Below are 21889 nucleotides of genomic sequence, written 5' to 3'. Positions count from 1 at the left end.
ATAGCTCATGGCCGCACAACTCCGGGAACTCCGGTCGCGCATCAAGGCGACCAAGTCGATCGGCAAGATCACCAAGGCGATGGAGCTCATCGCCACCGCGCGCATCACGAAGGCGCGGGCGAAGGTCGCCGCTTCCCGGCCGTACGCCGACGAGATCACCAACGTGCTCTCGGCGCTGGCCGGTGCGGCGGCCAACCTCGACCACCCGATGCTGGTCGAGCGCCCGAACCCGAAGCGGGCCGCTGTCCTGGTCGTGACCAGTGACAAGGGCCAGTGCGGTGGTTACAACTCCAACGTGCTGCGCGCGACCGAAGAGCTGCTTTCCCTCCTGCGTTCCGAGGGCAAGGAAGCTCAGGTCTACGTCACCGGCAACAAGGGCCTGAACTACTACCGGTTCCGCAACCGCCCGGTCGAGGACAGCTGGACGGGCTTCTCCGACCAGCCGAACTACGCCGCCGCGGTGGCGGCCGGCGAGGCCCTCGTCCAGTCGTTCATGGCCGGCGTGGACGACGAGGACGGCAACGCCGACGGCATCACGGGTGTCGACGAGATCCACATCGTCTACACCGAGTTCGTGTCGATGCTGACGCAGCGGCCGACCGCCAAGCGCGTCGCGCCGCTCGAGGTCGAGTACTCCGAAGGCGAGGAGAAGCCTGCCGGGCTGCTCCCCAGCTACGAGTTCGAGCCGAGTGCCGACAAGCTGCTGGACGCGCTCCTGCCGAAGTACATCAACACGCGTCTCTACGCGGCGTTCCTCGAATCCGCGGCGTCCGAGCTGGCCGCCCGCCGGACCGCGATGAAGGCGGCGTCGGACAACGCGAACGAGCTGGTGGGGAACCTGACGCGGGAGATGAACCAGGCCCGCCAGGCGCAGATCACCCAGGAGATCTCCGAAATCGTCGGTGGCGCGAACGCGCTCACCGCAGCAGGAAGTGATGATTGATGACCAGTACTGAAGCCCCGCGCGCCAAGGGGCGCATCGTGTCGGTGACCGGTCCGGTCGTCGACGTCGAGTTCCCGCGCGGTTCCGTGCCCGACCAGTTCAACGCGCTCAAGGTCGAAATCGAGTTCGAGCAGCTGCGCAAGACGGTGACCCTCGAGGTCGCCAGCCACCTGGGCGACAACCTCGTCCGCACCATCTCCCTGCAGCCGCAGGACGGCCTGGTGCGTGGCGCGGAGGTCACCGACACCGGCGGCCCGATCACCGTCCCGGTCGGCGACAAGGTCAAGGGCCACGTCTACAACGCCCTCGGCGAGTGCCTCGACGAGCCCGGCTACGGCGAGGACCTCGAGCGCTGGGGCATCCACCGCAGCGCGCCGTCCTTCGACCAGCTCGAAGGCAAGACGGAGATGCTGGAGACCGGCCTCAAGGTCGTCGACCTGCTGACCCCGTACGTCCAGGGTGGCAAGATCGGCCTGTTCGGCGGCGCCGGCGTCGGCAAGACGGTGCTCATCAAGGAGATGATCACCCGCGTCGCCCGGAACTTCGGTGGTACGTCGGTGTTCGCCGGGGTCGGCGAGCGCACCCGTGAGGGCAACGACCTCTTCCTGGAGATGTCCGAGGACGGCGTCATCAACGACACCGCCCTCATCTTCGGCCAGATGGACGAGCCGCCGGGCACGCGTATGCGCGTCGCGCTGTCCGCGCTGACCATGGCGGAGTACTTCCGCGACGTCCAGAACCAGGACGTGCTGCTGTTCATCGACAACATCTTCCGGTTCACCCAGGCCGGCTCCGAGGTGTCGACCCTGCTGGGCCGCATGCCGTCGGCCGTGGGTTACCAGCCGACGCTGGCCGACGAGATGGGGCAGCTGCAGGAGCGGATCACCTCGACCCGGGGTCGCTCGATCACCTCGATGCAGGCGATCTACGTCCCCGCGGACGACTACACCGACCCGGCCCCGGCCGCGACGTTCGCCCACCTGGACGCCACCACCGAGCTCTCGCGTGGTGTCTTCCAGAAGGGCATCTTCCCGGCGGTGGACCCGCTGGCATCGACGTCGACGATCCTCGACCCGGCCATCGTCGGTGAGGACCACTACCGCGTGGCCTCCGAGGTCATCCGGATCCTGCAGAAGTACAAGGAACTGCAGGACATCATCGCGATCCTCGGGATGGACGAGCTCTCGGAAGAGGACAAGCTGACCGTTCAGCGCGCGCGCCGCATCGAGCGGTTCCTGTCGCAGAACATGCTGGTCGCCGAGGCGTTCACGCAGATCCCGGGCTCGACGGTGCCGCTGTCGGAGACCATCGAGTCGTTCGACCGCATCACCAAGGGTGACTTCGACCACTACCCGGAGCAGGCGTTCCTGGGTATCGGTGGCCTCGAGGACCTCGAGAAGAAGTACAAGGAAATCACCAAGAAGTGAGCTCGTGGGCACGGCGGGGGCAGCGTCCTATGTGGACTCGCGCCCCCGCCGTTCTCGTAGTCTGAGTCAGACCTATTACACTCGGGAGTAACACCCCGAGCTAAGGAGTGCTACGTGGCTGAGATGTCCGTGGAGCTGGTGGCCGTCGAGCGCCGTCTCTGGTCGGGTACTGCCACTTTCGTGGTGGCCCAGACCACCGAGGGTGAGATCGGCATCATGGCCGGTCACGAACCCGTGCTCGGGCAGCTCGTCGAGGGTGGCGTGGTCAAGGTGACGACCACCGACGGTGAGACGGTCTGCGCGGCCGTCCACGGCGGGTTCCTCTCCGTGACGGGCACCGGGGTGAGCATCCTCGCCGAGAGCGCCGAGCTCTCCGACGAGATCGACGTCGAGGCGGCCAAGGCGGCCCTGACCGGGGACGATGAAACCGAGCGGGCGAGGGCTTCGGCCCAGCTCCGCGCAGCGGGTCAGACGGCCTGAGCGCGAGACGGGCAGGAGCCGGGCCGTGAAGATCACCGTGGTCGTAGCAGGGCTCCTGATCGTGCTCGCGGTGCTGGCCGCCTGGTACGGCCAGCGGTGGATCCGGATGCGCCGCGGTGGTGGCGTGAGCGTCGCGCTGCGGTGGCGTCCGGACAGCCCGCGGTCCAGCTGGCACCTGGGGCTGGGCCGCTACGAGGGCGACGAGTTCGTCTGGTACCGGGTGTGGAGCCTGCGGACCGGCGCGGACCGCGTCTTCCAGCGCGAAAGCATGCAGATCGCCGACCGCCGCGACCCGTCCGGCAGCGAGGCCTACGCCGTTCCGGAAGGCTCGACGGTGCTGCGCTGCGAGTCGGAGACCCAGGAAGCGATCGAAATCGCCATGGGACCGGGCGCGCTCACGGGCTTCCTCTCGTGGCTCGAGTCCGCTCCGCCCGGACGGCGCCTCCCCCGCGCCTCCTGACGCTGGACTGACCCGAGCGGCACTTTCACGTGAAAGTGCCCCTCTCCGTAGACTCGGGGGGTGACTCTCGTCGAGATCCCCGGCTCCAAGTCCGTCACCGCCCGTGGCCTGTTCCTGGCCGCCGCCGCGCACGGCACCACGACCCTCGGCCGTCCGCTGCACTCGGACGACACCGAGGGCTTTGCCGAGGGTCTGGCCAAGCTCGGCTACCACGTCGACCGGCAGCCGGGGGCGTGGACCATCGAGGGTCGCCCGTCGGGCCCGGGGGTCGCCGAAGCCGACGTCTTCTGCCGCGACGGCGCCACGACCGCCCGCTTCCTGCCCGCGCTGGCCGCGGCCGGCACCGGGACGTTCCGCTTCGACGCGTCGGACCAGATGCGCCGCCGTCCGCTCGGGCCGTTGACCGACGCCCTGCAGGAGCTGGGCGTCGACCTCGAGTTCGGCGGCGAGCCGGGCCACCACCCGCTGACGGTCCGCGCGAACGGCATCAAGGGCGGCGAGCTGACCCTGGACGCGGGGCTGTCTTCGCAGTTCCTGACGGCGTTGCTGCTGGTCGGGCCGCTGACCGCGGAAGGGCTGCGGATCACGGTCACCGACCTCGTGTCGGTGCCGTACGTCGAGATCACGCTGGAGATGATGCGCCGCTTCGGCGTCGACGTCCGTCGGGAGGGGCAGACGTTCGTGGTCCCGGCGCAGCCGTACCGCGCGTGCGAGTACCCGGTCGAGCCGGACGCGTCGACGGCGAGCTACTTCCTCGCCGCGGCCGCGGTCACCGGCCGCACGGTGACCATCCCGGGCCTCGGTTCCGAAGCGCTGCAGGGTGACGTGCGGTTCACCGACGTGCTGCGCGAGATGGGGGCGCACGTGGAGCTGGGGCCGGACTCGGTGACGGTGGCCGGCCCGTCGGACGGCCTGCGCGGCGTCACGGTGAACATGCGCGACATCTCGGACACGGTCCCGACCCTGGCGGCGATCGCGCCGTTCGCGTCCGGCCCGGTGCGCATCGAGGACGTCTACAACACGCGCATCAAGGAGTGCGACCGGCTCGACGCGTGCGAGGAGAACCTGCGTGCGATGGGCATCGAGGTGGCGACGGGCCGCGACTGGATCGAGATCCAGCCGGGAGAGCCGACGGGCACGCTGGTGGCGTGCCGCCGCGACCACCGGATCGCGATGGCGTTCAGCATCACGGGCTTGCTGGTCGACGGGGTGACCCTGGATGATCCGGACTGCGTGAAGAAGACCTTCCCCGGCTTCCACCAGGCGCTGGGGTCACTGCGGAAGAGCTGGGGAATCTGAGATGGCCGAAGAGGGCAGGTTCGACAAGCTTCCGGAGCGGGTCCGGCCGGAAGACATGGTGACGACCAAGCCGGTGGACCCGGGCTTCGACGGGACCCCGGAAGAGGCCGACCTGGACCGCTACTGGTCGGCTCACCTCGGGGGCTGAGTCAGGGCTGCCCGCCCGGCTGCCACAGCACGTCACCCTCGGGGTTGGCCAGCCGGGCGAGGATGAACAGCAGGTCCGACAGCCGGTTCAGGTACTTCAGCGCCACCGGGTTCGTCGTCTCCGGCTCCGCCTCGTACAGCGCCCACGCCGACCGCTCGGCCCGGCGGGACACCGTCCGGGCCTGGTGCAGGAACGCCGCCCCCGGCGTTCCCCCCGGCAGGATGAACGACGTCAGCTTCGGCAGGCGCTCGTTGAACTCGTCGCACCAGCCTTCGAGCCGCTCGACGTACTTCTCCGTGATCCGCAGCGGCGGGTACGGCGGGTCGTCGGAGATCGGGAGGCAGAGGTCCGCGCCGACGTCGAACAGGTCGTTCTGGATCGTGCGCAGCACGTCCGTCACCTCGCCGGGCAGCCCGCCGACCGCGATGGCCAGGCCGAGCACCGAGTTCGTCTCGTCGGTGTCCGCGTACGCACCCAGCCGCGGGGACGTCTTCGGCACGCGCGAGCCGTCGCCGAGCGCGGTCGTGCCGTTGTCGCCGACCTTGGTGTACACGCGGTTGATGCGAACGACCATGGACCCACCATAGCGGCCCCCGCCCGGGCCGAATCCGGGCGAGAGGGCATGATTGGCGGCCATGAGCGAGCACTTCGACGTGCATGGCGGAGCCCGGCTGATCGGCGAGGTCGACGTGGTCGGCGCCAAGAACAGCGTGCTGAAGCTGATGGCTGCGGCCCTGCTGGCCGAGGGCACCACGACCATCACGAACTGCCCGCAGATCCTCGACGTCCCGTTGATGGGCGACGTGCTGCGGAGCGTCGGCTGCGAGGTCGTCATCGAGGGCGACACCGCCACCATCACGACGCCGGCCGAGCTGTCGCACCGCGCGGACTCGGCGGCGATGGGCAAGCTGCGTGCGTCCGTCTGCGTGCTGGGACCGCTGGTCGGCCGGCTCAAGCAGGCCGTCGTGGCGTTGCCGGGTGGTGACGCGATCGGCTCGCGGCCGCTGGACATGCACCAGAACGGCCTGCGCAAGCTGGGCGCGACGAGCACGATCGAGCACGGCTGCGTCGTCGCGAAGGCCGAGACGCTGGTCGGCGCGCAGATCTGGCTGGACTTCCCGAGCGTCGGCGCGACCGAGAACATCCTGATGGCGGCCGTGCTGGCCGAGGGCACCACGGTCATCGACAACTGCGCGCGCGAGCCGGAGATCGTCGACATCTGCACGATGCTCATCGAGATGGGCGCGAAGATCGAAGGCGCCGGGACGTCGACGCTGACCGTGCACGGCGTGGAGCAGCTGCACCCGACGACGCACAGCGTGATCGGCGACCGGATCGTCGGCGCGACCTGGGCGTTCGCCGCCTCGATGACCCGCGGCGACATCACCGTGCGCGGGGTCAACCCGCACCACCTCGACCTGGTGCTGAACAAGCTGCAGCTGGCCGGCGCGGAGGTGGAAACCTTCGGCGACAAGGGTTTCCGCGTGATCCAGGCGGAGCGCCCGAAGGCGGTCGACTGGGTGACGCTGCCGTACCCCGGCTTCGCGACCGACCTGCAGCCGTTCGCGGTCGCGCTGTCGGCGGTGTCGGAAGGCACGTCGATGATCACGGAGAACGTCTACGAGGCGCGGTTCCGGTTCATCGAGGAGATGGTCCGCCTGTCCGGCGACGCCCGCACGGACGGCCACCACGCGGTGGTCCGCGGCGTCGAGAAGCTGTCGAGCGCGCCGGTCTGGGCGTCGGACATCCGCGCGGGCGCCGGGCTGGTGCTCGCCGGCCTGTGCGCGGACGGCGTCACCGAGGTCTGGGACGTCTTCCACATCGACCGCGGCTACCCGCACTTCGTCGAGAACCTGAACCGCCTGGGCGCGAACATCAAGCGCGTCGCCGGCGAGCCCGAGCGGAAGTGAGTCATCCCCCCTGTGCGCCCTGCGCGCCCAGTGCGCGCAGGGCGTACTCGACGAGCCGGTCCGGGTAGTCCGGCTCGGCTTTGGCCTGCCGGACCACCAGGCGCCAGTAGATCGGCGCCGCCAGGACGTCCAGCGCCAGCTCCAGGTCCAGGTCCCGGGGTAGTTCGCCGCGCGCGATGGCCCGGCGGAGCATCGCTTCGCCGACCTCGCGCCGCGGCCCGCCGATGCTCGTGCGCGTGCTTTCCGCGGTCTCGGGGTTGCGCACGCCCTCGGCGACCAGGTCCGGCAGGATGCGCGAAAACAGCGGGTGCGTCAGCCAGCCGATCAGGGCCTGCATCGTTTCGTGCAGGTCGCCGCGCAGTGAGCCGGTGTCGATGTCGGTCGCGCGGGTCACGCTGAACTCCGCGACGACCGCGGCGATCATCTCCTCCTTCGAACGCCAGCGCCGGTAGAGCGCGCTCTTGCCGACACCGGCCCGCTTGGCCACGGCCTCCATCGACAGCCGGCCGTAGCCCTGGTCGGCGAGCTCCTGCAGGACGGCGTCGGTGATCGCCTGCGTGACCTCGGGCTGGAGGACCGCGGCGCCGGTGGGGGTGCGTGCCATGGACCGCAGTCTAGCGGGTGGACGAGACGGTACCGTCCCGTCTAGGGTGGCGTCGGGACGGTACCGTTCCGTCCGAACGATGAAGGAGGCTGCGGTGCGCGAGTTCGCCGAGCACGCACTCGATCTGCTGCTCAAGCACGACATGGCCGGGTTCGCCGGGCTCTGGGCCGAGGACGGCGTCCTCGAGTTCCCGTTCGCCGGCCCTGGCTACCCGAAGCGCGTCGAAGGGCGCGACGCGATCCTCGAGTACCTGCGCGACTACCCGAACCTGCTCGACATCCGGGAGGTCACGGCGAAGACCGTGCACGAGACGACCGACCCGTCGGTGGTCGTCGTCGAGTTCACCGTCGCCGGGGTCGTCGTGGCGTCGCAGCGGCCGTACGAGCTGTCGTACATCGCGGTGATCACCGTCGAGGACGGCGAGATCCGCCACTACCGCGACTACTGGAGCCCGCTGGCCGCGGCCGGGGTCCTCGGCGGCGTCGACGAGCTGACGGCGGCCTTCGGTGGCTGACGTCCTGGTCCTCGGCGGCACCGGCACGACCGGCCGCCGGGTTGTCACGCGCCTGCGTGCGGCGGGGTTCACCGCACGGGCCGCCACGCGCAAGCCGGGCGAGGCCGGTCAGGTCCGGTTCGACTGGACCGACCGGTCGACGCACGCGGACGCGCTGCGCGGCGCGTCCGCGGTGTACCTGCTGGCCCCGATCGGCGAGGCCGAACCAGCGGCGCTGGTCGAGCCGTTCCTGGCCGGCGCGGTGGACACGGGCGTGCGGCGGGTCGTCCTGCTCAGCTCGTCGGCCGTCACCGACGACACCCCCGGGCTCGGCGACCTGCCGCGGCTGGTGCGCGCGGCGCCGGAGTGGGCGGTCCTCAAGCCGTCCTGGTTCATGCAGAACTTCACCGGCGGGCACCTGGTCGCCCAGGGCGTGCGCGACGGCGAGATCGTCACGGCCACCGGCGACGCGCGGGTCGCGTTCGTCGACGCAGGCGACATCGCGGCGGTCGCCGTCCGCGCACTGACCGATCCGGTACCGCACAACACCGAACACGTCCTGACCGGCCCGGCCGCGTTGAGCTACGCCGAAGCGGCCGCGATCGTGGCCGCGCACCTCGGCCGCCCGGTGCGGCACCGGCCGGCCGGCCCGGCCGAGTTCGCCGAACGCGTGGCGGCGTCGGGGATTCCCGCCGGGTTCGCCCGCGTGCTGGCCGCCCTCGACGAGGACATCCGGCGCGGCGCCGAAGACCGCGTCACCCCGGTCGTCGAGCAGGTCACCGGGCGACCGGCCCGTTCCTTCGAAACCTTCGTGCGGGCGGAAATCCGGTGAAGCAGCCGATGTTCGACGGGCGCTAGCCTTCCAGCGCGAGTGCCGCGCCGAACCCCACCAGCGCGGTGCCCGTCGCGCCGTCCAGCACCCGGCGCACCTTCCGCTGCCGCAACCAGCCGCGGACGCGGTGCACGAAGAACAGCAGCAGCACCTGCCACACCACGCCCAGTACCGCCACCGTGTACGCCAGCACGAGGGCGTCGGCCTGGTCCGTCACGCCCGGCGTGAGGAACTGCGGCAGCACCGACAGGTACAGCACGATCACCTTCGGGTTGGTGATGTTGGACAGGAACCCTTCGCGGAACCGCCGTCCGCGGGAAGCGCGGGCCCTGCGCACGTCGTCGAGGGCTTCGTAGTTGCCGCGCCAGGCGCCGCGGAGGGCCTGGACGCCGAGGAACACCAGGTAGGCCGCGCCGAGCCACTTCACCGTTTCGAACACGGGGTGGTAGCGGGTGATCACCGCGCCGAGGCCGAGCGCTGCCGCCGTGCCCTGCAGGAAGTTCGCGACGGTGATGCCGGCGCACGCCCAGCCGCCGCCGCGGGCACCGCCGGTGAGGGCGTTCTTCAGCACGACCATCGTGTCCGGGCCCGGCATCATCGCCAGGAACGCCATCATCCCGGCGAAGCCCGCGTACGTGCTCCAGGTCATCAGGACTCCAGGGCGAGGGCGGCGCCGAAGCCGAGCAGCGCGGTGCCGGTGACGCCGTCCAGCGCGCGGCGGACCCGGCGACGCTCGAGCCAGGCCCGCACGCGGTGCACGAACACCAGCAGCACCAGCAACCACAGCATGCCGAGCACGGCGACGGTGTAGGCCAGCGCGAGCGCGTCCCACGTCGTCGTGCGCGCCGGATCGAGGAACTGCGGCAGCACGGACAGGTACAGCACCAGCACCTTCGGGTTGGTGATGTTGGAGAGCAGGCCCTCGCGGAACCGCCGGAAGCCGCCGCCGCGGCGCCGCTGGGCCTCTTCGACGGCGTGGTAGCTGCCGCGGAACGCGCCGCGCAGCGCCTGGACGCCGAGGAAGACGAGGTAGGCCGCACCGGCCCACTTGAGGGCGAGGAACACCGGCTGCGACCGGGCGATCAGGACACCGAGCCCCAGCGCCGCGGCGCTGCCCTGCACGGCGTTGCCGGCGAAGATGCCGAGTGACGCGAGCAGCCCGCCCCGGAACCCGCCGGACAGCGCGTTCTTGAGCATGACCATCGTGTCCGGCCCCGGCGCGAGGACGATCAGGACCACGATGACCAGGTAACTCCCGTACGAACTCCACGTCACGGCTCCCCACGCTAATCGACGCGTGCCGGGCCGGTCTCGCGGATTTCGGTCACACAGCCGGGACCCGGCGCTGCGCGCGATCGATCAAGCACAGAGGGTGCAGAAGCACGTCCGGCGCGCGCGGGACTCGGCGTGAGACGCTCCGGCAGAGTAGTGTTCGGCCATGTCAGCAGGCGAAATCGATCTTCTGCCCGGTGAACGCGTGCTCTGGGCGGGGGAGCCGGTTCAGCGCCCGCTCTACGTCGCCGCGGACGGGGTGATCGCCCCGGCCGGGCTCGTTCTCGCCGCCGCCGCACTCTGGTTTCTTCTCGCGCAACAGCCGAGCGGCCCCACGATGGCCGTGGCAGTGGTGGTGCTGGTGGTCGGCCTCTACGGCGCCGTCGGCCGGTCGGTCGTCCGGTACCTCGCGCTCGGGCGCACGACCTACGCGGTGACGGACAGCCGGATCATCGCCCGCTCGGGCCTGTTCCGGCAGAAGGAACGCACCAGCGAGCTGGCCGGCCTGTCGGAGCCGGTGCTCAAGACGGGACCGTCCCGCACCGGGACCATCGCCTTCGACGGGCCGGGCACGGTGACGCTGATCGGCGTCGGCGAGCCCAAGCGCGTCCGCGACCTGCTCACCAAGGCGATCGACGAGGCCAAGGCCCGGCAGGCCCGGGACTGAACCGGACGTCACCCGGACGTGTCCGATAGCACTGCCACCATAAGTTACCGGTCGGTACACTCGACGAAACGTCCACCGCCGGAGGTGTCCTGTGCCGTATCCAACGGACCGCGAACGAGACCGACCGTGGGTGATGCGGACCTACGCCGGCCACTCGTCGGCAGCCGCGTCGAACGAGCTTTACCGGCGCAACCTCGCGAAGGGGCAGACCGGGCTCTCGGTGGCGTTCGACCTGCCCACCCAGACCGGCTACGACCCGGACCACGAGCTCTCCCGCGGCGAAGTCGGCAAGGTCGGCGTGCCCGTGTCGCACATCGGCGACATGCGGCGGCTCTTCGACGGCATCCCGCTCGCCGAAGCCAACACGTCGATGACCATCAACGCGCCGGCCATGTGGCTGCTCGCGCTGTACGTCTCCGTGGCGCGCGAGCAGGCCGAGGCCGAGGGACGCGACGTTGACGAGGTGCTCGCGAGGCTCGCCGGCACCACGCAGAACGACATCATCAAGGAATACCTGTCCCGCGGGACCTACATCTTCCCGCCGGGGCCGAGCCTGCGGCTGATCACCGACGTGATCGCCTGGACCGTGCACCACGTCCCCAAGTGGAACCCGATCAACATCTGCAGCTACCACCTGCAGGAAGCCGGGGCGACGCCGACGCAGGAGGTCGCGTACGCGCTGTGCACCGCGATCGCCGTGCTCGACGCGATCCGCGACTCGGGGCAGGTCGACGAGGCCGACATGGCGAAGGTCGTCGCGCGGATCTCCTTCTTCGTCAACGCCGGTGTCCGGTTCGTCGAGGAGATGTCCAAGATGCGCGCGTTCACCGCGCTCTGGGACGAGCTCACGCGCGACCGTTACGGCGTGACCGATCCCAAGGCGCGCCGGCTGCGCTACGGCGTGCAGGTCAACTCGCTCGGGCTGACCGAGGCCCAGCCGGAGAACAACGTCCAGCGGATCGTGCTCGAGATGCTCGCGGTGTCGCTCTCCCGCGGCGCCCGCGCCCGCGCGATCCAGCTGCCCGCGTGGAACGAGGCCCTCGGCCTGCCGCGGCCGTGGGACCAGCAGTGGGCGCTGCGGATGCAGCAGGTGCTCGCGTTCGAGACGGACCTGCTGGAGTACGAGGACATCTTCGACGGCTCGCACGTCATCCAGGCCAAGGTCGACGAGATCATGGCCGGCGCCCGCGAGGAGATCGCGCGCGTGCAGGACCTCGGCGGCGCGGTCGCCGCGGTCGAGAGCGGTTACATGAAGTCCCAGCTGGTCGCTTCGCTGGCCGAGTACCGCCGCGAGATGGAGAACGGCGAACGGGTGCTGGTCGGGGTCAACAAGTTCGGGACGACCGAGCCGTCGCCGCTGCAGGCCGAAGGCGCGAAGGCGATCGAAACGATCGACCCCGCCGTCGAGAAGGACGCCGTCGCCGCCATCGAGGAATGGCGCTCCCAGCGTGACCACGAGGCTGTGGAGCGATCGCTGGCCACGCTGAAGGAACGCGCGCAAACCACGGAAAACCTCTTCGAGGCCACTGTGGACTGTGCGCGGGCCGGCGTGACCACCGGCGAGTGGGCCGGCGCGCTGCGCGAGGTGTTCGGCGAATACCGGGCGCCCACCGGCGTTTCCGCCGCCGCGATCGGCGGCGTGGGCGACCCCGAGCTGGAGCGGGTGCGCGCGCGGGTCCGGGAAACCGAGGCGGAGCTGGGCGAGCGGCTGCGGATCCTGGTCGGCAAGCCGGGCCTCGACGGGCACTCCAACGGCGCCGAGCAGGTCGCCGTCCGGGCGCGTGACGTCGGCTTCGAGGTGGTCTACCAGGGCATCCGGCTGACCCCCGAGCAGATCGTCGCGGCCGCGGTGCAGGAGGGCGTGCACGTCGTCGGGCTTTCCGTGCTCTCCGGATCGCACCTGGAGGTCGTCCCGTACGTCGTCGACGGCCTGCGTGCCGCCGGCGCCGGCGACGTGCCGGTGATCGTCGGCGGCATCATCCCGCCGGACGACGCCGCGCTCCTGGCCGAACGCGGCATCGCCCGGGTGTTCACGCCCAAGGACTACGAACTCACCGCGATCATGGACGGCATCGTCAGCCTGATCCGGGAGCGGCACGGCCTCGGCTGAGCGCGGCCAGGATGTCCTTTGTGGACTTCACGGTGGCGAACTGGTTCGCCAGGTTCGCCGCCGTGACGCGGGACAGCTCGTCGGCGGTCACCCCCGGGAGGTCGAAGGTGAACGTGGCGTCGAGCGCGAACGTGACGTCGTAGCCGAGGTTCCCGCCCATCCGTGCGGTGGTTTCGCAGCAGAAGTTCGTCTGGATGCCGGCCACGACGAAGCTCGTGATGCCGCGCTTGCGCAGCCACGCGTCGAGGTCGACGTCGCCGATGAACGCCGAGTTGACCTGCTTGCCGAAGACCAGGTCCGGCCGCGCGCCGTCGAGCTCGGGCTTGAAGTCGTTGCCCGGCTGACCCGGGCGCAGCGGCGACCCGGGCTTCGGCGAGTCGTGGTGCACGAGCACCACCGGGAGCCGCCGTTCCTGCCACGCGTCGAGCAGGGCCTTCATGTTCGCTTCGGCGCCCGGGTTGTTGCGCGGACCCCAGAATTCCGCCTCGTCGAACCCGCGCTGGACGTCGATCAGGATGAGTGCCGTTTCTGTCATGCCGTCGAGTTTCCGGGGGCGGCGGGCGCAGGGGGAGTGGCAGAAGACGCGCGATGCGATACTTTCCTGCCATGCGCACCATCGGCGTCCTCCTGCTGCCGGGCACCCGGATGTTCGACCTCGCGGTGATCGGCGAAGTCTGGGGCCAGGACCGGACCGACAGCGGGATCGGCCCGTTCACCCTGCGGCTGTGCAGCCAGGGCCGGGTGCGGACACCTGCGTCGCCCTTCGGTGACATCGCGGCCACGCACGGGCTCGCCGGGCTCGACGGCTGCGACCTCGTACTGGCACCGGGCCGCGACGACCCCCTTTCCCCGGTGCCGCCGTCCGCCGTCGCGGCACTGCGCCGGGCGCACCGGGCCGGGGCGACCGTCGCCGGGTTGTGCTCCGGCGCGTTCACCCTGGCCGCCGCCGGCCTGCTCGACGGTCGCCCGGCGACCACGCACTGGCGCGACCTCGACACCCTCGCCGCCGTCGCGCCGCGGGCGCAGCTGCAGCGCGACGTGCTGTACACCGACGACGGCGGAGTCCTGACGTCCGCGGGTGTCGTCGGCGGCCTCGACCTCTGCCTGTACCTGGTCCGGCGCGACCACGGCGCCGACGTCGCCGCCACGCTGGCGCGCCGCCTGGTGATGCCGCCGGCCCGCGAGGGCGGGCAGCGCCAGTACGTCGACAACCCGCTGCCACCCGCGACGGCCCAGCCCGGTATGGCGTCCACAATGGACTGGGCGCTGGCCCGCCTCGGCACCGGGATCGGTGTCGAGGACCTGGTGGGGCACGCCCGGATGAGCGAACGGACGTTCCACCGCGAGTTCGCCGCGGCCACCGGCGTGACACCCGGCCGCTGGCTGCGCGTCCAGCGCGTCCGGTACGCACAGCGGCTGCTGGAGACGACGTCGCTGCCGGTCGAGCGGGTCGCCGAGCGGTCGGGGCTTGGCACGGCGGCCAACCTGCGGCGGCGGATGCACGCCGAGGTCGGGGTCGGCCCGGACGGTTACCGGCGTACGTTCCGGTCCGGAGGGGCTACGGTCGGGGAATGTACGAGCACCTCCTGATGAGCCGGGACGGCGACACCGTCACGATCACCATGAACCGGCCGGCGCGGCGCAACTCGCTGTCCGCGGACCACCTCGCCGAGCTGCTCGCCGCGTTCCGCGAGGCGGGGACGTCCGACGCGACGGGCATCGTGCTGGCCGGCGCCGGTCCGGTGTTCTCCGCCGGCCACGACTTCGGCGACGTCGCCGCGCGCGACCTGATGGGCGTGCGCGAGCTGCTCACGCTGTGCACGGACCTGATGAAGACGATGCAGTCCGTGCCGCAGGTCGTCATCGCGCGGGTGCACGGCTTGGCGACGGCGGCGGGCTGCCAGCTCGTGGCCTCGTGCGACCTCGCGATCGCCGCCGAATCCGCGGGCTTCGCGCTGCCGGGCGGCAAGGGCGGCTGGTTCTGCCACACCCCCGCGGTGCCGGTGGCGCGTTCCATCGGCCGCAAGCGGCTGATGGAGCTGGCGCTGACCGGCGACACCATCGACGCGGCGACCGCGCTCGACTGGGGCCTGGTCAACCGGGTGGTGCCCGACGAACAGCTCGACGAAGCCGTCGGGGACCTGCTCTGGCGGGCCACGCGCGGCAGCCGCGCCGGCAAGTCCATGGGCAAGGTGACGCTCTACGCCCAGCTCGACCGGCCCGAGGCCGACGCGTACGCGATCGCGCTGGAGGTCATGGCCGCAGCGTCGCAGCTGCCCGGCGCCCGCGAAGGCATGGCGGCGTTCCTGGAGAAGCGCAAGCCCTCCTGGCCCGACTGACCCCGAAAGGGCACTTTCACGTGAAAGTGCCCTTTGGGGCATGACCGCCGTCCGTACCATACGGTATGGTATGGCCATGGCGAGCAAGCGGGACTGGCTGGACGCGGGGCTGGTGCTGCTGGCCGAACACGGGGTGCCGTCGGTGACCATCGAGCGGCTCACCGAACGCCTCGGGTTGTCGAAGGGCTCGTTCTACCACCACTTCAAGGGCGTGACCGGCTATCGCACCGCGCTGCTGGAGCACTTCGAGGCCGAACGCACCACGCGGTTCGTGGAACAGGCCGAGCAGGCCGAAGGCGACCGCCTGCGCACGCTCATGGACCTCGTCCTCGCGCCGGGGCCCGGCCTCGAACTCGAGATCGCCGTCCGGGCCTGGGCCCTGCAGGACGCCGAGGCGCGCGCGGTCCAGGAGCGCATCGACCGCACCCGGGTGGACTACCTGACCGAGATCTGCGGCGACCCCGACCTCGCCCAGGCGCTGTACCTGGTGGTCGTCGGGGCCGGCCAGGTCCTGCCGCCGCTGCCCGGCAAGCAGCTCAAGAGCGCGTTGGAACTCGTACTGGGGAGAAGAAGATGACCGAGCCCTACCTCGACGGCGCCGACTACGTCGAGTTCAAGGAGATCGAGACCGAGAACAGCCTGCGCGAGTTCGTCGCGGGCGTCTTCGGCTGGTCGCCGGTCTGGGTGAAGGCCCTGTTTGGCGTCCGGTACGTGCTCGCCAAGGCGTTGCGGCTGGACACCGCGTCCGTGCCGCGGACCGGACGGCTCCAGCCCGAGGACATCGGCTTCGCGCCCGGTGACCGGGTCGCGTTCTTCACCGTCCGGTCCGGCGACCCGGAGCGGTACCTGGTGGCCGGCGTGGACGACAGCCACCTGACCGGGTACCTGACGGTCGAAACACTGCCTCGCGGCTTCCGGCTCGGCACGATCGTGCACTTCCACAACCGCGTCGGCCCGGTCTACTTCGCGCTGATCAAACCGTTCCACCACCTGGTGGTGCGCGGGATGCTCAAAGCTGGTGCCGCTCGTACAGCAGGAGCTGGGCCCACGCGGCGATCGACTGCGCGTCGGTGATCTCGCCGGTGAGGATCATCTTTTCGACGTCCGCCCGCGCGAACCACGCGCTGCGCATGTCCTGTTCCTCGTGCTCGCGCTCCGGCTCGCCCTCGGTGATGTCCGTGGCGAGGAACACCCAGCCGCGCTGGCTGCTCATGCCGGCGGCGACGTCGAGCTTGCCGAGCGCGACCATCGAGCCGGCCCGCAGCCCGGTCTCCTCGCGCAGCTCCCGCACGGCGAGCTCGCCCGGCGGCACGTCCGCCAGGTCCGGCGCGGTGCCCTGCGGGAACTCCCAGCGCCGCTCGCCGAGCGGGTACCGGTACTGCTCGACCAGCCGGAACCGGTCGCCGTCCCGGGCGATGACCAGCGCGTACGACGGCTTGTCGATCACGCCGTAGATGCCCGGCGAGCCGTCGGAGCGGCGGATCTCGTCCTCCCGCACCGTCATCCAGTTGTTCCGGTACACCTCACGGGACGCGACACGCTGAATGGGGTCCACGCGCCCAGTATCACCGACCCTGTCCTACCCTCCTCGGGTGCGTCTCGTGATCGCGCGGTGCCAGGTCGACTACGCCGGCCGGCTCACCGCCCACCTGCCGATGGCCACCCGCCTGCTGCTCGTCAAGTCCGACGGCTCGGTGTCGGTGCATTCCGACGACCGTGCGTACAAGCCGTTGAACTGGATGAGCCCGCCGTGCTGGCTGATCGAGGACGGCAAGCTCTGGATCGTGGAAAACAAGCAGGGCGAGAAGCTGGTGATCTCGATCGAAGAGGTCTTCCACGACTACTCGCAGGCGCTGGGCGCCGAACCGGGCCTGCAGAAGGACGGTGTGGAAGCGCACCTGCAGGAACTCCTGGCCGAGCACATCAAGACCCTCGGCGACGGTTACACGCTGGTCCGCCGCGAATTCCCCACGGCGATCGGCCCGGTCGACATCATGGCCCGCGACGCCGACGGCCGTTCGGTGGCGGTCGAGATCAAGCGCCGCGGCGAAATCGACGGCGTCGAGCAGCTCACGCGCTACCTGGAGCTGCTCAACCGCGACCCGCTCCTGGCGCCCGTGCAGGGCGTGTTCGCGGCCCAGATCATCAAGCCACAGGCCCGCACGCTGGCCGAGGACCGCGGCATCCGCTGCCTCACCCTCGACTACGACGAACTCCGCGGCATCGAGTCCGACGAGTTCCGGCTGTTCTGACGTGTCCGACGAGTCCGCCGTGGAGCCCGGCCGGTACGTCCACCACAAGGGCGGCGAGTACGAGGTGCTCGGGGTGGCCCGGCACAGCGAGACCGAAGAGGAACTCGTGGTGTACCGGGCGCTCTACGGCGAGCGGGGGTTGTGGGTGCGCCCGGTCTCGATGTTCACTGAGACCGTCGAGACACCCGCCGGCCGGGTCCCGCGGTTCCGGCGCGTGGCCGGCTGAACCCCCGGCGTTGAAAAATTGACCCTCAGGCTGCCCGAAGGGGCGGCTCTCGGTGCCGATACCGAATCGATGCTGAAAACGACGTATCTGATTCGCAGATTGTTACTCCGCCAGGAAATCGTTAACCCGATAGTCGTCCGCACAGTGAGAAGAAACTTTTTCAACGCCTTTTGTGCGCTGTTCGGGTGAGTTCGTGGTCTTATTCTCCGTTGCCGTGCGACACTCGATTCGAGGGGTTCCGCCGGTACGTCCGGCGTGGCCGGAGGGTGGTACGCTCGGCCGTCTTTTTCGTCGTGCCAACGTTTCAGTCCGCCTTCGAGCTCAGGGTGCGCATGTCATCCGGCCGGCGTGCACCCATTTTCGCCTGCACGGAGGAGGAAGTCATGCGTTATCGCCCACTCGGTTCCGATCCGGCCGACCCACGTCTGGGCCGGTTCATTCCGGACGACTGGCGGCACGTGGAAAGGTATCCGCTCGGCGCGCTCGCCGACGAAGACCGGCCCACCCGCGCGCCGGTCGTGATCGGTGTCAACTGGTACTCGGCGTTCGACCAGCCGGAACAGGACGAGACGTCCGGCGAGTTCTTCATCGCGAAGGGCGGCGTCAAGAAGCTCGGCCGGATCCGCGGCGGCCACTGCGTCTGCCTCGAGCCGGGCGGCACCCCGGACACCGACGCCTGGTACGCGTTCTACGACCAGGGCCAAGAAGGCGCCTGCGTCGGCTTCGGCTGGTCGCGGTGCATGTCGATCTTCAACGGCAGCGAGTACGCGGCCCGCTGGCTCTGGGACTCGGCCAAGAAGCGCGACGAGTGGCCCGAAACCAACCCCGGTGACGAGAACGGCACGTCGGTCCGTGCCGCGGCCGAAGTGCTCAAGGACACCGGGCACGTCCTGTGGGACGAGTCCTACGCCGACGACGACTGGCGCACCCGCGAGAAGTACACCGCCGAGGCCAAGCAGGGCATCAAAGCGTTCCGCTGGGCCAAGTCGGTCGACGACGTGCACTCGGTGCTCGCCAACCCGCGTGCCGACGAGCTCGGCGCCGTGCCGATCCTCAACTCGTGGGGGCCGGGCTACCCGCACCGGACCTACCTGCCCGACGAGGTGCTGGCCCACCTGATCGACGAGGAGGGCGAGATCGCCGTACCGACCGACCGCTGATCCCGGCCGCTCCCGCGGCGCGTGGAACGAGGGCGCGTTCTCCCTGGTCAAGGCCGGGGGAACGCGCCCTCTGACCATCTTGGACGCGTCGGCGTGCCGACCCTGAATCCATGCAGTACTGTCCGGATCCGACGGGATGCTGGTGCTTCCTGTCGAATCTTGTCCAGTTTGACTTGGCCTGTTTGAAGAGGAACTGCCGGAGGTGGGTCGGGTGCTCGTCTTGGCCGATGCGAACCTGCGTCTCGACGCGAGCGCGATCGACTACATCGAGTTGGCGTTCTACTTCGTCCTCGTGCTCGGCATCGGGTACCTGGCGCGGCGGCAGGTGTCGAGCAGCCTCGACTTCTTCCTGTCCGGCCGGTCGCTGCCCGCCTGGGTCACCGGTCTGGCCTTCATCTCGGCGAACCTCGGCGCGGTCGAGGTGATGGGCATGTCGGCCAACGGCGCCCAGTACGGCCTGCCGACCGTGCACTACTTCTGGATCGGCGCCATCCCGGCGATGCTGTTCCTCGGCATCGTGATGATGCCCTTCTACTACGGCTCCAAGGTCCGCAGCGTCCCGGAGTTCATGCGGCGGCGCTTCGGCAAGCCGGCCCACCTGGTCAACGGCGTCAGCTTCGCCGCGGCCCAGATCCTCATCGCGGGCGCGAACCTCTTCCTGCTCGCCAGCGTGGTGAACCTGCTGCTGGGCTGGCCGCTGTGGGTGTCGATCATCGTCGCCGCCGCGATCGTGCTCTCCTACACCGCGCTCGGCGGCCTGTCCGCCGCGATCTACAACGAGGTCCTGCAGTTCTTCGTCATCGTCATCGCGCTGGTGCCGCTGACGATCATCGGCCTGGTCAAGGTGGGCGGCTGGCAGGGACTGGTCGACAAGGTGACCAACAGCCCCGGCGGGTCCGCGCAGCTGCACTCGTGGCCCGGTGACAACCTGACCGGCTTCGGCAACAGCCTGCTTTCGGTGCTGGGCATCGTCTTCGGCCTCGGCTTCGTGCTCTCCTTCGGCTACTGGACGACGAACTTCGTCGAGGTCCAGCGCGCGATGGCGTCGAAGAGCATGTCGGCCGCGCGGCGCACCCCGATCATCGGCGCGTTCCCGAAGATGCTGGTCCCGTTCATCGTGATCATCCCCGGCATGATCGCCGCGGTCACCGTGTCCGAGTACGTCAGGGAAAAGCAGGTGCTGCTCGAAGGCGGCACGGCAGAAAGCGGCGTCACCTTCAACAACGCGCTCCTGCTGCTGATGCGCGACCTGCTGCCGAACGGCATGCTCGGCATCGCCATCGCCGGTCTGCTGGCCTCCTTCATGGCCGGCATGGCGGCGAACCTGAGCTCGTTCAACACGGTCTTCACGTACGACATCTGGCAGACGTACGTGAAGAAGGACAAGCCGGACCACTACTACCTCAACCTGGGCCGCATCGTGACGTCGGGCGGCACGATCCTCGCGATCGGCACCGCCTTCATCGCGTCGAACTCCGGCAACATCCTGAACTACCTGCAGGACCTGTTCTCCTTCTTCAACGCGCCGCTGTTCGCGACGTTCATCCTGGGCATGTTCTGGAAGCGGATGACCCCGCACGCCGGCTGGGTGGGCCTGGTGCTCGGCACCGGCTCCGCCATCACCGTCTGGGGTCTCTCGCAGGCCGGGGTGCTCGGCCTCACCGGGCAGGGCATCAGTTTCGTCGCCGCCGGGACCGCGTTCGTCGTCGACATCGTCGCGAGCGTCGTGGTGTCACTGGTGACCAAGCCGAAGCCGGACGAGGAACTGGTCGGGCTCGTCTACTCGCTGACCCCGCGGGAGTCGCTGAAGCACGACAACACCGGCGAGAACGCGGGCTGGTACCGCAAGCCGGGCCTGCTCGCGGGCATCGTGCTCGTCCTGACCATCGCCCTGAACGTCATCTTCTAGGAGGTCGGAATGGCTACCGAGTCGCAGCCGCGCGCACACAAGGCAGGCGCCTTCGACATCCGGCTGATCATCGCCCTGCTGATCGGCGTCTACGGCATCATCCTCACCGTCATGGGCATCGGCTTCACCACCGACGAGGACATCGCGAAGGCCGCCGGCGTCAACATCAACCTGTGGGCCGGGATCGGCATGCTGGTGGTCGCCGCGCTGTTCATCCTCTGGGCCGTGGTCCGCCCGCTCGTCGTGCCGGCCGAGCCCGAGACCGGCGACACACCGGCGGCGGCGGGCGAATAGCCGGGTTGTCCGGACAGCGACGTGCGGGTGCGGCTACCGTGCATCGCGTGTTCCCAGACGTTCGGCACCGCCGTCTCCCGAAGTTGTTCCTGCTGGTCACCGCGCTCGCGCTGCCGCTGACGGCCTGCGGTCAGGATCTCGGCAAGTCCAACTTCGCCCGGACGACGGTGCCCGCGGCGGCCGGCTCCGGCCAGCTCGCCGACGGCCCGATCACCGACGCCGCCGTGGCGGCCGGCGTGCTCCGCACGATCCAGCCGTGCCAGTTCCTGGCCAAGGACGCCCTCGGTGCACTGGGCCTCGGTACGGTCGAGGACGACCCGACGCCGTCGTCCATCGCCTTCGACATCTGCAGCAACAAGGTGAAGGACCCCGGCGGCAAGGAGATCCGGCTCCAGCTCGAGATCGGCAGCACGGTGGTGCCGCGCGCCGACAAGACGACCGGGGTGGCCGGCGGGCTGCCGCTGCGCGTGAACAAGACCGGCGACACCGACTGCACCGTCGCGGTGATGACGGCGCTGAACCCGGATGCGGGCCTCGCGGTGGCGGTCACCTACGCCGGTGATCCCTGCCGTCCCGGCCAGGCGTTCGCCGAGGCCGTCGTCCAGAAGCTGCACAGCTCGCCGGAGAAGTATTCGACGCCCGCGGGCACCGTGCTGACCGCCGATCCGTGCGCGATGGCCGACACCGCGGCGGTGACCGCGGTCGTGCCGTCGGCGAAGCCCGCGCCCTCGGGCCTGCACTCGTGCGAGTGGAAGGACCGGGGCCCGGCGGTGACGGTCGGGTTCCGGCCGGGCCTGCCCCCGCTCGTCGGCGACGGTTACTCCAAGGTGGACCTCGGCAACGGCGTGACCGGCTTCCAGAAGCAGGCGACCGGGGGTTCGGCCCGGTGCAAGGTCGCGTGGCAGCACCGGCCGTGGCAGGGCGACGACGTCGAACTGGCCCAGGTGGACTACCAGGGCTATGCCGACAACGACAGCGACCCGTGCGGCAAGGCGGTGGCCGTCGCGAAGAACGTGGTCACCAAGCTCCCCAAACCCTGATCCGGCCCTGACCTGGCGGCGGGC

27 protein-coding genes are annotated in these 21889 nt (G+C 70.0%); 21 read left to right on the top strand and 6 right to left on the bottom strand.

Going from position 1 to position 21889, the window contains the following annotated elements; all coding sequences use genetic code 11:
* Positions 1–7: 7 nt before the first annotated feature.
* The 6 genes from ACLJQE_RS19330 to ACLJQE_RS19305 all read left to right on the top strand — a co-directional run bounded on the left by ACLJQE_RS19330 (position 8) and on the right by ACLJQE_RS19305 (position 4757).
* A complete protein-coding gene (locus ACLJQE_RS19330) occupies positions 8–943 on the top strand; it encodes a F0F1 ATP synthase subunit gamma (protein ID WP_410640643.1) in 936 nt (311 codons plus the stop codon).
* Positions 943–2370: a F0F1 ATP synthase subunit beta gene (gene atpD, locus ACLJQE_RS19325; RefSeq protein ID WP_410640642.1), complete on the top strand. Its 1428-nt coding sequence runs from the start codon at positions 943–945 to the stop codon at positions 2368–2370. The genes ACLJQE_RS19330 and atpD overlap by 1 nt, the downstream gene beginning before the upstream one ends.
* Before the next feature lie 114 nt (positions 2371–2484).
* Positions 2485–2850 (top strand): F0F1 ATP synthase subunit epsilon, encoded by a 366-nt coding sequence (locus ACLJQE_RS19320; protein WP_013229521.1) that lies wholly within the window; start codon positions 2485–2487, stop codon positions 2848–2850.
* A gap of 25 nt (positions 2851–2875) precedes the next feature.
* Positions 2876–3310, top strand: coding sequence for a DUF2550 domain-containing protein (locus ACLJQE_RS19315; RefSeq protein WP_410640641.1), 435 nt, complete (start codon positions 2876–2878; stop codon positions 3308–3310).
* Between the two features lie 60 nt (positions 3311–3370).
* A complete protein-coding gene (gene aroA / locus ACLJQE_RS19310; protein ID WP_410640640.1) occupies positions 3371–4609 on the top strand; it encodes a 3-phosphoshikimate 1-carboxyvinyltransferase in 1239 nt (412 codons plus the stop codon).
* A gap of 1 nt (position 4610) precedes the next feature.
* On the top strand, positions 4611–4757 hold the full coding sequence (locus tag ACLJQE_RS19305; protein ID WP_410640639.1) for a hypothetical protein: 147 nt from the start codon (positions 4611–4613) through the stop codon (positions 4755–4757).
* A gap of 1 nt (position 4758) precedes the next feature.
* Here the strand turns inward: ACLJQE_RS19305 and ACLJQE_RS19300 are convergent, their stop codons facing one another.
* Complete coding sequence (locus ACLJQE_RS19300; protein WP_410640638.1) at positions 4759–5331, bottom strand: cob(I)yrinic acid a,c-diamide adenosyltransferase; 573 nt, start codon at positions 5329–5331, stop codon at positions 4759–4761.
* Positions 5332–5392: 61 nt separating this feature from the next.
* Between ACLJQE_RS19300 and murA the strand changes: the two genes are divergently transcribed.
* A complete protein-coding gene (gene murA / locus ACLJQE_RS19295) occupies positions 5393–6667 on the top strand; it encodes a UDP-N-acetylglucosamine 1-carboxyvinyltransferase (protein WP_410640637.1) in 1275 nt (424 codons plus the stop codon).
* Position 6668: 1 nt separating this feature from the next.
* Here murA and ACLJQE_RS19290 read toward each other — a convergent pair whose 3' ends face one another.
* Positions 6669–7271 (bottom strand): TetR/AcrR family transcriptional regulator, encoded by a 603-nt coding sequence (locus ACLJQE_RS19290; protein WP_410640636.1) that lies wholly within the window; start codon positions 7269–7271, stop codon positions 6669–6671.
* A 94-nt stretch (positions 7272–7365) separates the two neighbouring features.
* Here ACLJQE_RS19290 and ACLJQE_RS19285 point away from each other — a divergent pair, with 94 nt between their 5' ends.
* Positions 7366–7785 (top strand): nuclear transport factor 2 family protein, encoded by a 420-nt coding sequence (locus tag ACLJQE_RS19285; protein WP_410640810.1) that lies wholly within the window; start codon positions 7366–7368, stop codon positions 7783–7785.
* On the top strand, positions 7778–8596 hold the full coding sequence (locus ACLJQE_RS19280; RefSeq protein WP_410640635.1) for an NAD(P)H-binding protein: 819 nt from the start codon (positions 7778–7780) through the stop codon (positions 8594–8596). The genes ACLJQE_RS19285 and ACLJQE_RS19280 overlap by 8 nt, the downstream gene beginning before the upstream one ends.
* A gap of 22 nt (positions 8597–8618) precedes the next feature.
* Here the strand turns inward: ACLJQE_RS19280 and ACLJQE_RS19275 are convergent, their stop codons facing one another.
* Positions 8619–9245 (bottom strand): LysE family translocator, encoded by a 627-nt coding sequence (locus ACLJQE_RS19275; protein ID WP_410640634.1) that lies wholly within the window; start codon positions 9243–9245, stop codon positions 8619–8621.
* The gene (locus ACLJQE_RS19270; RefSeq protein WP_410640633.1) at positions 9245–9871 is read right to left on the bottom strand and encodes a LysE family translocator; all 627 of its coding nucleotides are present in this window, start codon (positions 9869–9871) and stop codon (positions 9245–9247) included. Before ACLJQE_RS19270 ends, ACLJQE_RS19275 begins: the two co-directional genes overlap by 1 nt.
* 163 nt (positions 9872–10034) lie before the next feature.
* Between ACLJQE_RS19270 and ACLJQE_RS19265 the strand changes: the two genes are divergently transcribed.
* On the top strand, positions 10035–10535 hold the full coding sequence (locus ACLJQE_RS19265; protein ID WP_410640632.1) for a PH domain-containing protein: 501 nt from the start codon (positions 10035–10037) through the stop codon (positions 10533–10535).
* A gap of 91 nt (positions 10536–10626) precedes the next feature.
* Complete coding sequence (locus ACLJQE_RS19260; RefSeq protein ID WP_410640631.1) at positions 10627–12645, top strand: protein meaA; 2019 nt, start codon at positions 10627–10629, stop codon at positions 12643–12645.
* Here the strand turns inward: ACLJQE_RS19260 and ACLJQE_RS19255 are convergent.
* Complete coding sequence (locus ACLJQE_RS19255; RefSeq protein WP_410640630.1) at positions 12611–13180, bottom strand: cysteine hydrolase family protein; 570 nt, start codon at positions 13178–13180, stop codon at positions 12611–12613. The two genes, ACLJQE_RS19260 and ACLJQE_RS19255, sit on opposite strands and share 35 nt — an antisense overlap.
* Before the next feature lie 71 nt (positions 13181–13251).
* Between ACLJQE_RS19255 and ACLJQE_RS19250 the strand changes: the two genes are divergently transcribed.
* The 4 genes from ACLJQE_RS19250 (at position 13252) to ACLJQE_RS19235 (ending at position 16058) form a co-directional block, all read left to right on the top strand.
* Positions 13252–14235, top strand: coding sequence for a GlxA family transcriptional regulator (locus ACLJQE_RS19250; protein WP_410640629.1), 984 nt, complete (start codon positions 13252–13254; stop codon positions 14233–14235).
* Entirely contained in the window at positions 14217–14984 is a 768-nt protein-coding gene (locus tag ACLJQE_RS19245; RefSeq protein WP_410640628.1) for an enoyl-CoA hydratase-related protein, read from the top strand. Before ACLJQE_RS19250 ends, ACLJQE_RS19245 begins: the two co-directional genes overlap by 19 nt.
* A 76-nt stretch (positions 14985–15060) precedes the next feature.
* Positions 15061–15561: a TetR/AcrR family transcriptional regulator gene (locus tag ACLJQE_RS19240; protein WP_410640627.1), complete on the top strand. Its 501-nt coding sequence runs from the start codon at positions 15061–15063 to the stop codon at positions 15559–15561.
* Positions 15558–16058 (top strand): DUF2867 domain-containing protein, encoded by a 501-nt coding sequence (locus tag ACLJQE_RS19235; RefSeq protein ID WP_410640626.1) that lies wholly within the window; start codon positions 15558–15560, stop codon positions 16056–16058. Before ACLJQE_RS19240 ends, ACLJQE_RS19235 begins: the two co-directional genes overlap by 4 nt.
* On the opposite strand, the gene ACLJQE_RS19230 is transcribed toward ACLJQE_RS19235, so the two are convergent.
* Positions 15994–16539, bottom strand: a complete 546-nt coding sequence (locus tag ACLJQE_RS19230) for an NUDIX domain-containing protein (RefSeq protein ID WP_410640625.1) — start codon at positions 16537–16539, stop codon at positions 15994–15996. The two genes, ACLJQE_RS19235 and ACLJQE_RS19230, sit on opposite strands and share 65 nt — an antisense overlap.
* 37 nt (positions 16540–16576) lie before the next feature.
* On the opposite strand from ACLJQE_RS19230, the gene nucS reads away from it, so the two are divergent.
* From nucS to ACLJQE_RS19200, 6 genes are all read left to right on the top strand, one after another.
* Positions 16577–17236 carry an endonuclease NucS gene (nucS, locus tag ACLJQE_RS19225; protein ID WP_285985896.1) on the top strand — a complete coding sequence of 220 codons (660 nt, stop codon included), beginning with the start codon at positions 16577–16579 and terminating at the stop codon, positions 17234–17236.
* A gap of 1 nt (position 17237) precedes the next feature.
* Positions 17238–17462, top strand: a complete 225-nt coding sequence (locus ACLJQE_RS19220) for a DUF1653 domain-containing protein (RefSeq protein ID WP_410640624.1) — start codon at positions 17238–17240, stop codon at positions 17460–17462.
* A 383-nt stretch (positions 17463–17845) separates the two neighbouring features.
* Positions 17846–18622: a hypothetical protein gene (locus ACLJQE_RS19215; RefSeq protein ID WP_410640623.1), complete on the top strand. Its 777-nt coding sequence runs from the start codon at positions 17846–17848 to the stop codon at positions 18620–18622.
* 211 nt (positions 18623–18833) lie between these two features.
* A complete protein-coding gene (locus ACLJQE_RS19210) occupies positions 18834–20531 on the top strand; it encodes a sodium:solute symporter family protein (RefSeq protein WP_410640622.1) in 1698 nt (565 codons plus the stop codon).
* A gap of 9 nt (positions 20532–20540) precedes the next feature.
* Positions 20541–20825, top strand: a complete 285-nt coding sequence (locus tag ACLJQE_RS19205; protein ID WP_410640621.1) for a hypothetical protein — start codon at positions 20541–20543, stop codon at positions 20823–20825.
* Between the two features lie 47 nt (positions 20826–20872).
* Positions 20873–21865: a DUF3558 domain-containing protein gene (locus ACLJQE_RS19200; RefSeq protein ID WP_410640620.1), complete on the top strand. Its 993-nt coding sequence runs from the start codon at positions 20873–20875 to the stop codon at positions 21863–21865.
* Positions 21866–21889 lie beyond the last annotated feature (24 nt).

It is taken from the genome of Amycolatopsis sp. lyj-346 (assembly GCF_046548975.1).
In the GTDB taxonomy this organism is placed as follows: domain Bacteria; phylum Actinomycetota; class Actinomycetes; order Mycobacteriales; family Pseudonocardiaceae; genus Amycolatopsis.
Note: the sequence above shows the minus strand (reverse complement) of the source record. Positions and strands in the feature narration are given on the sequence as shown.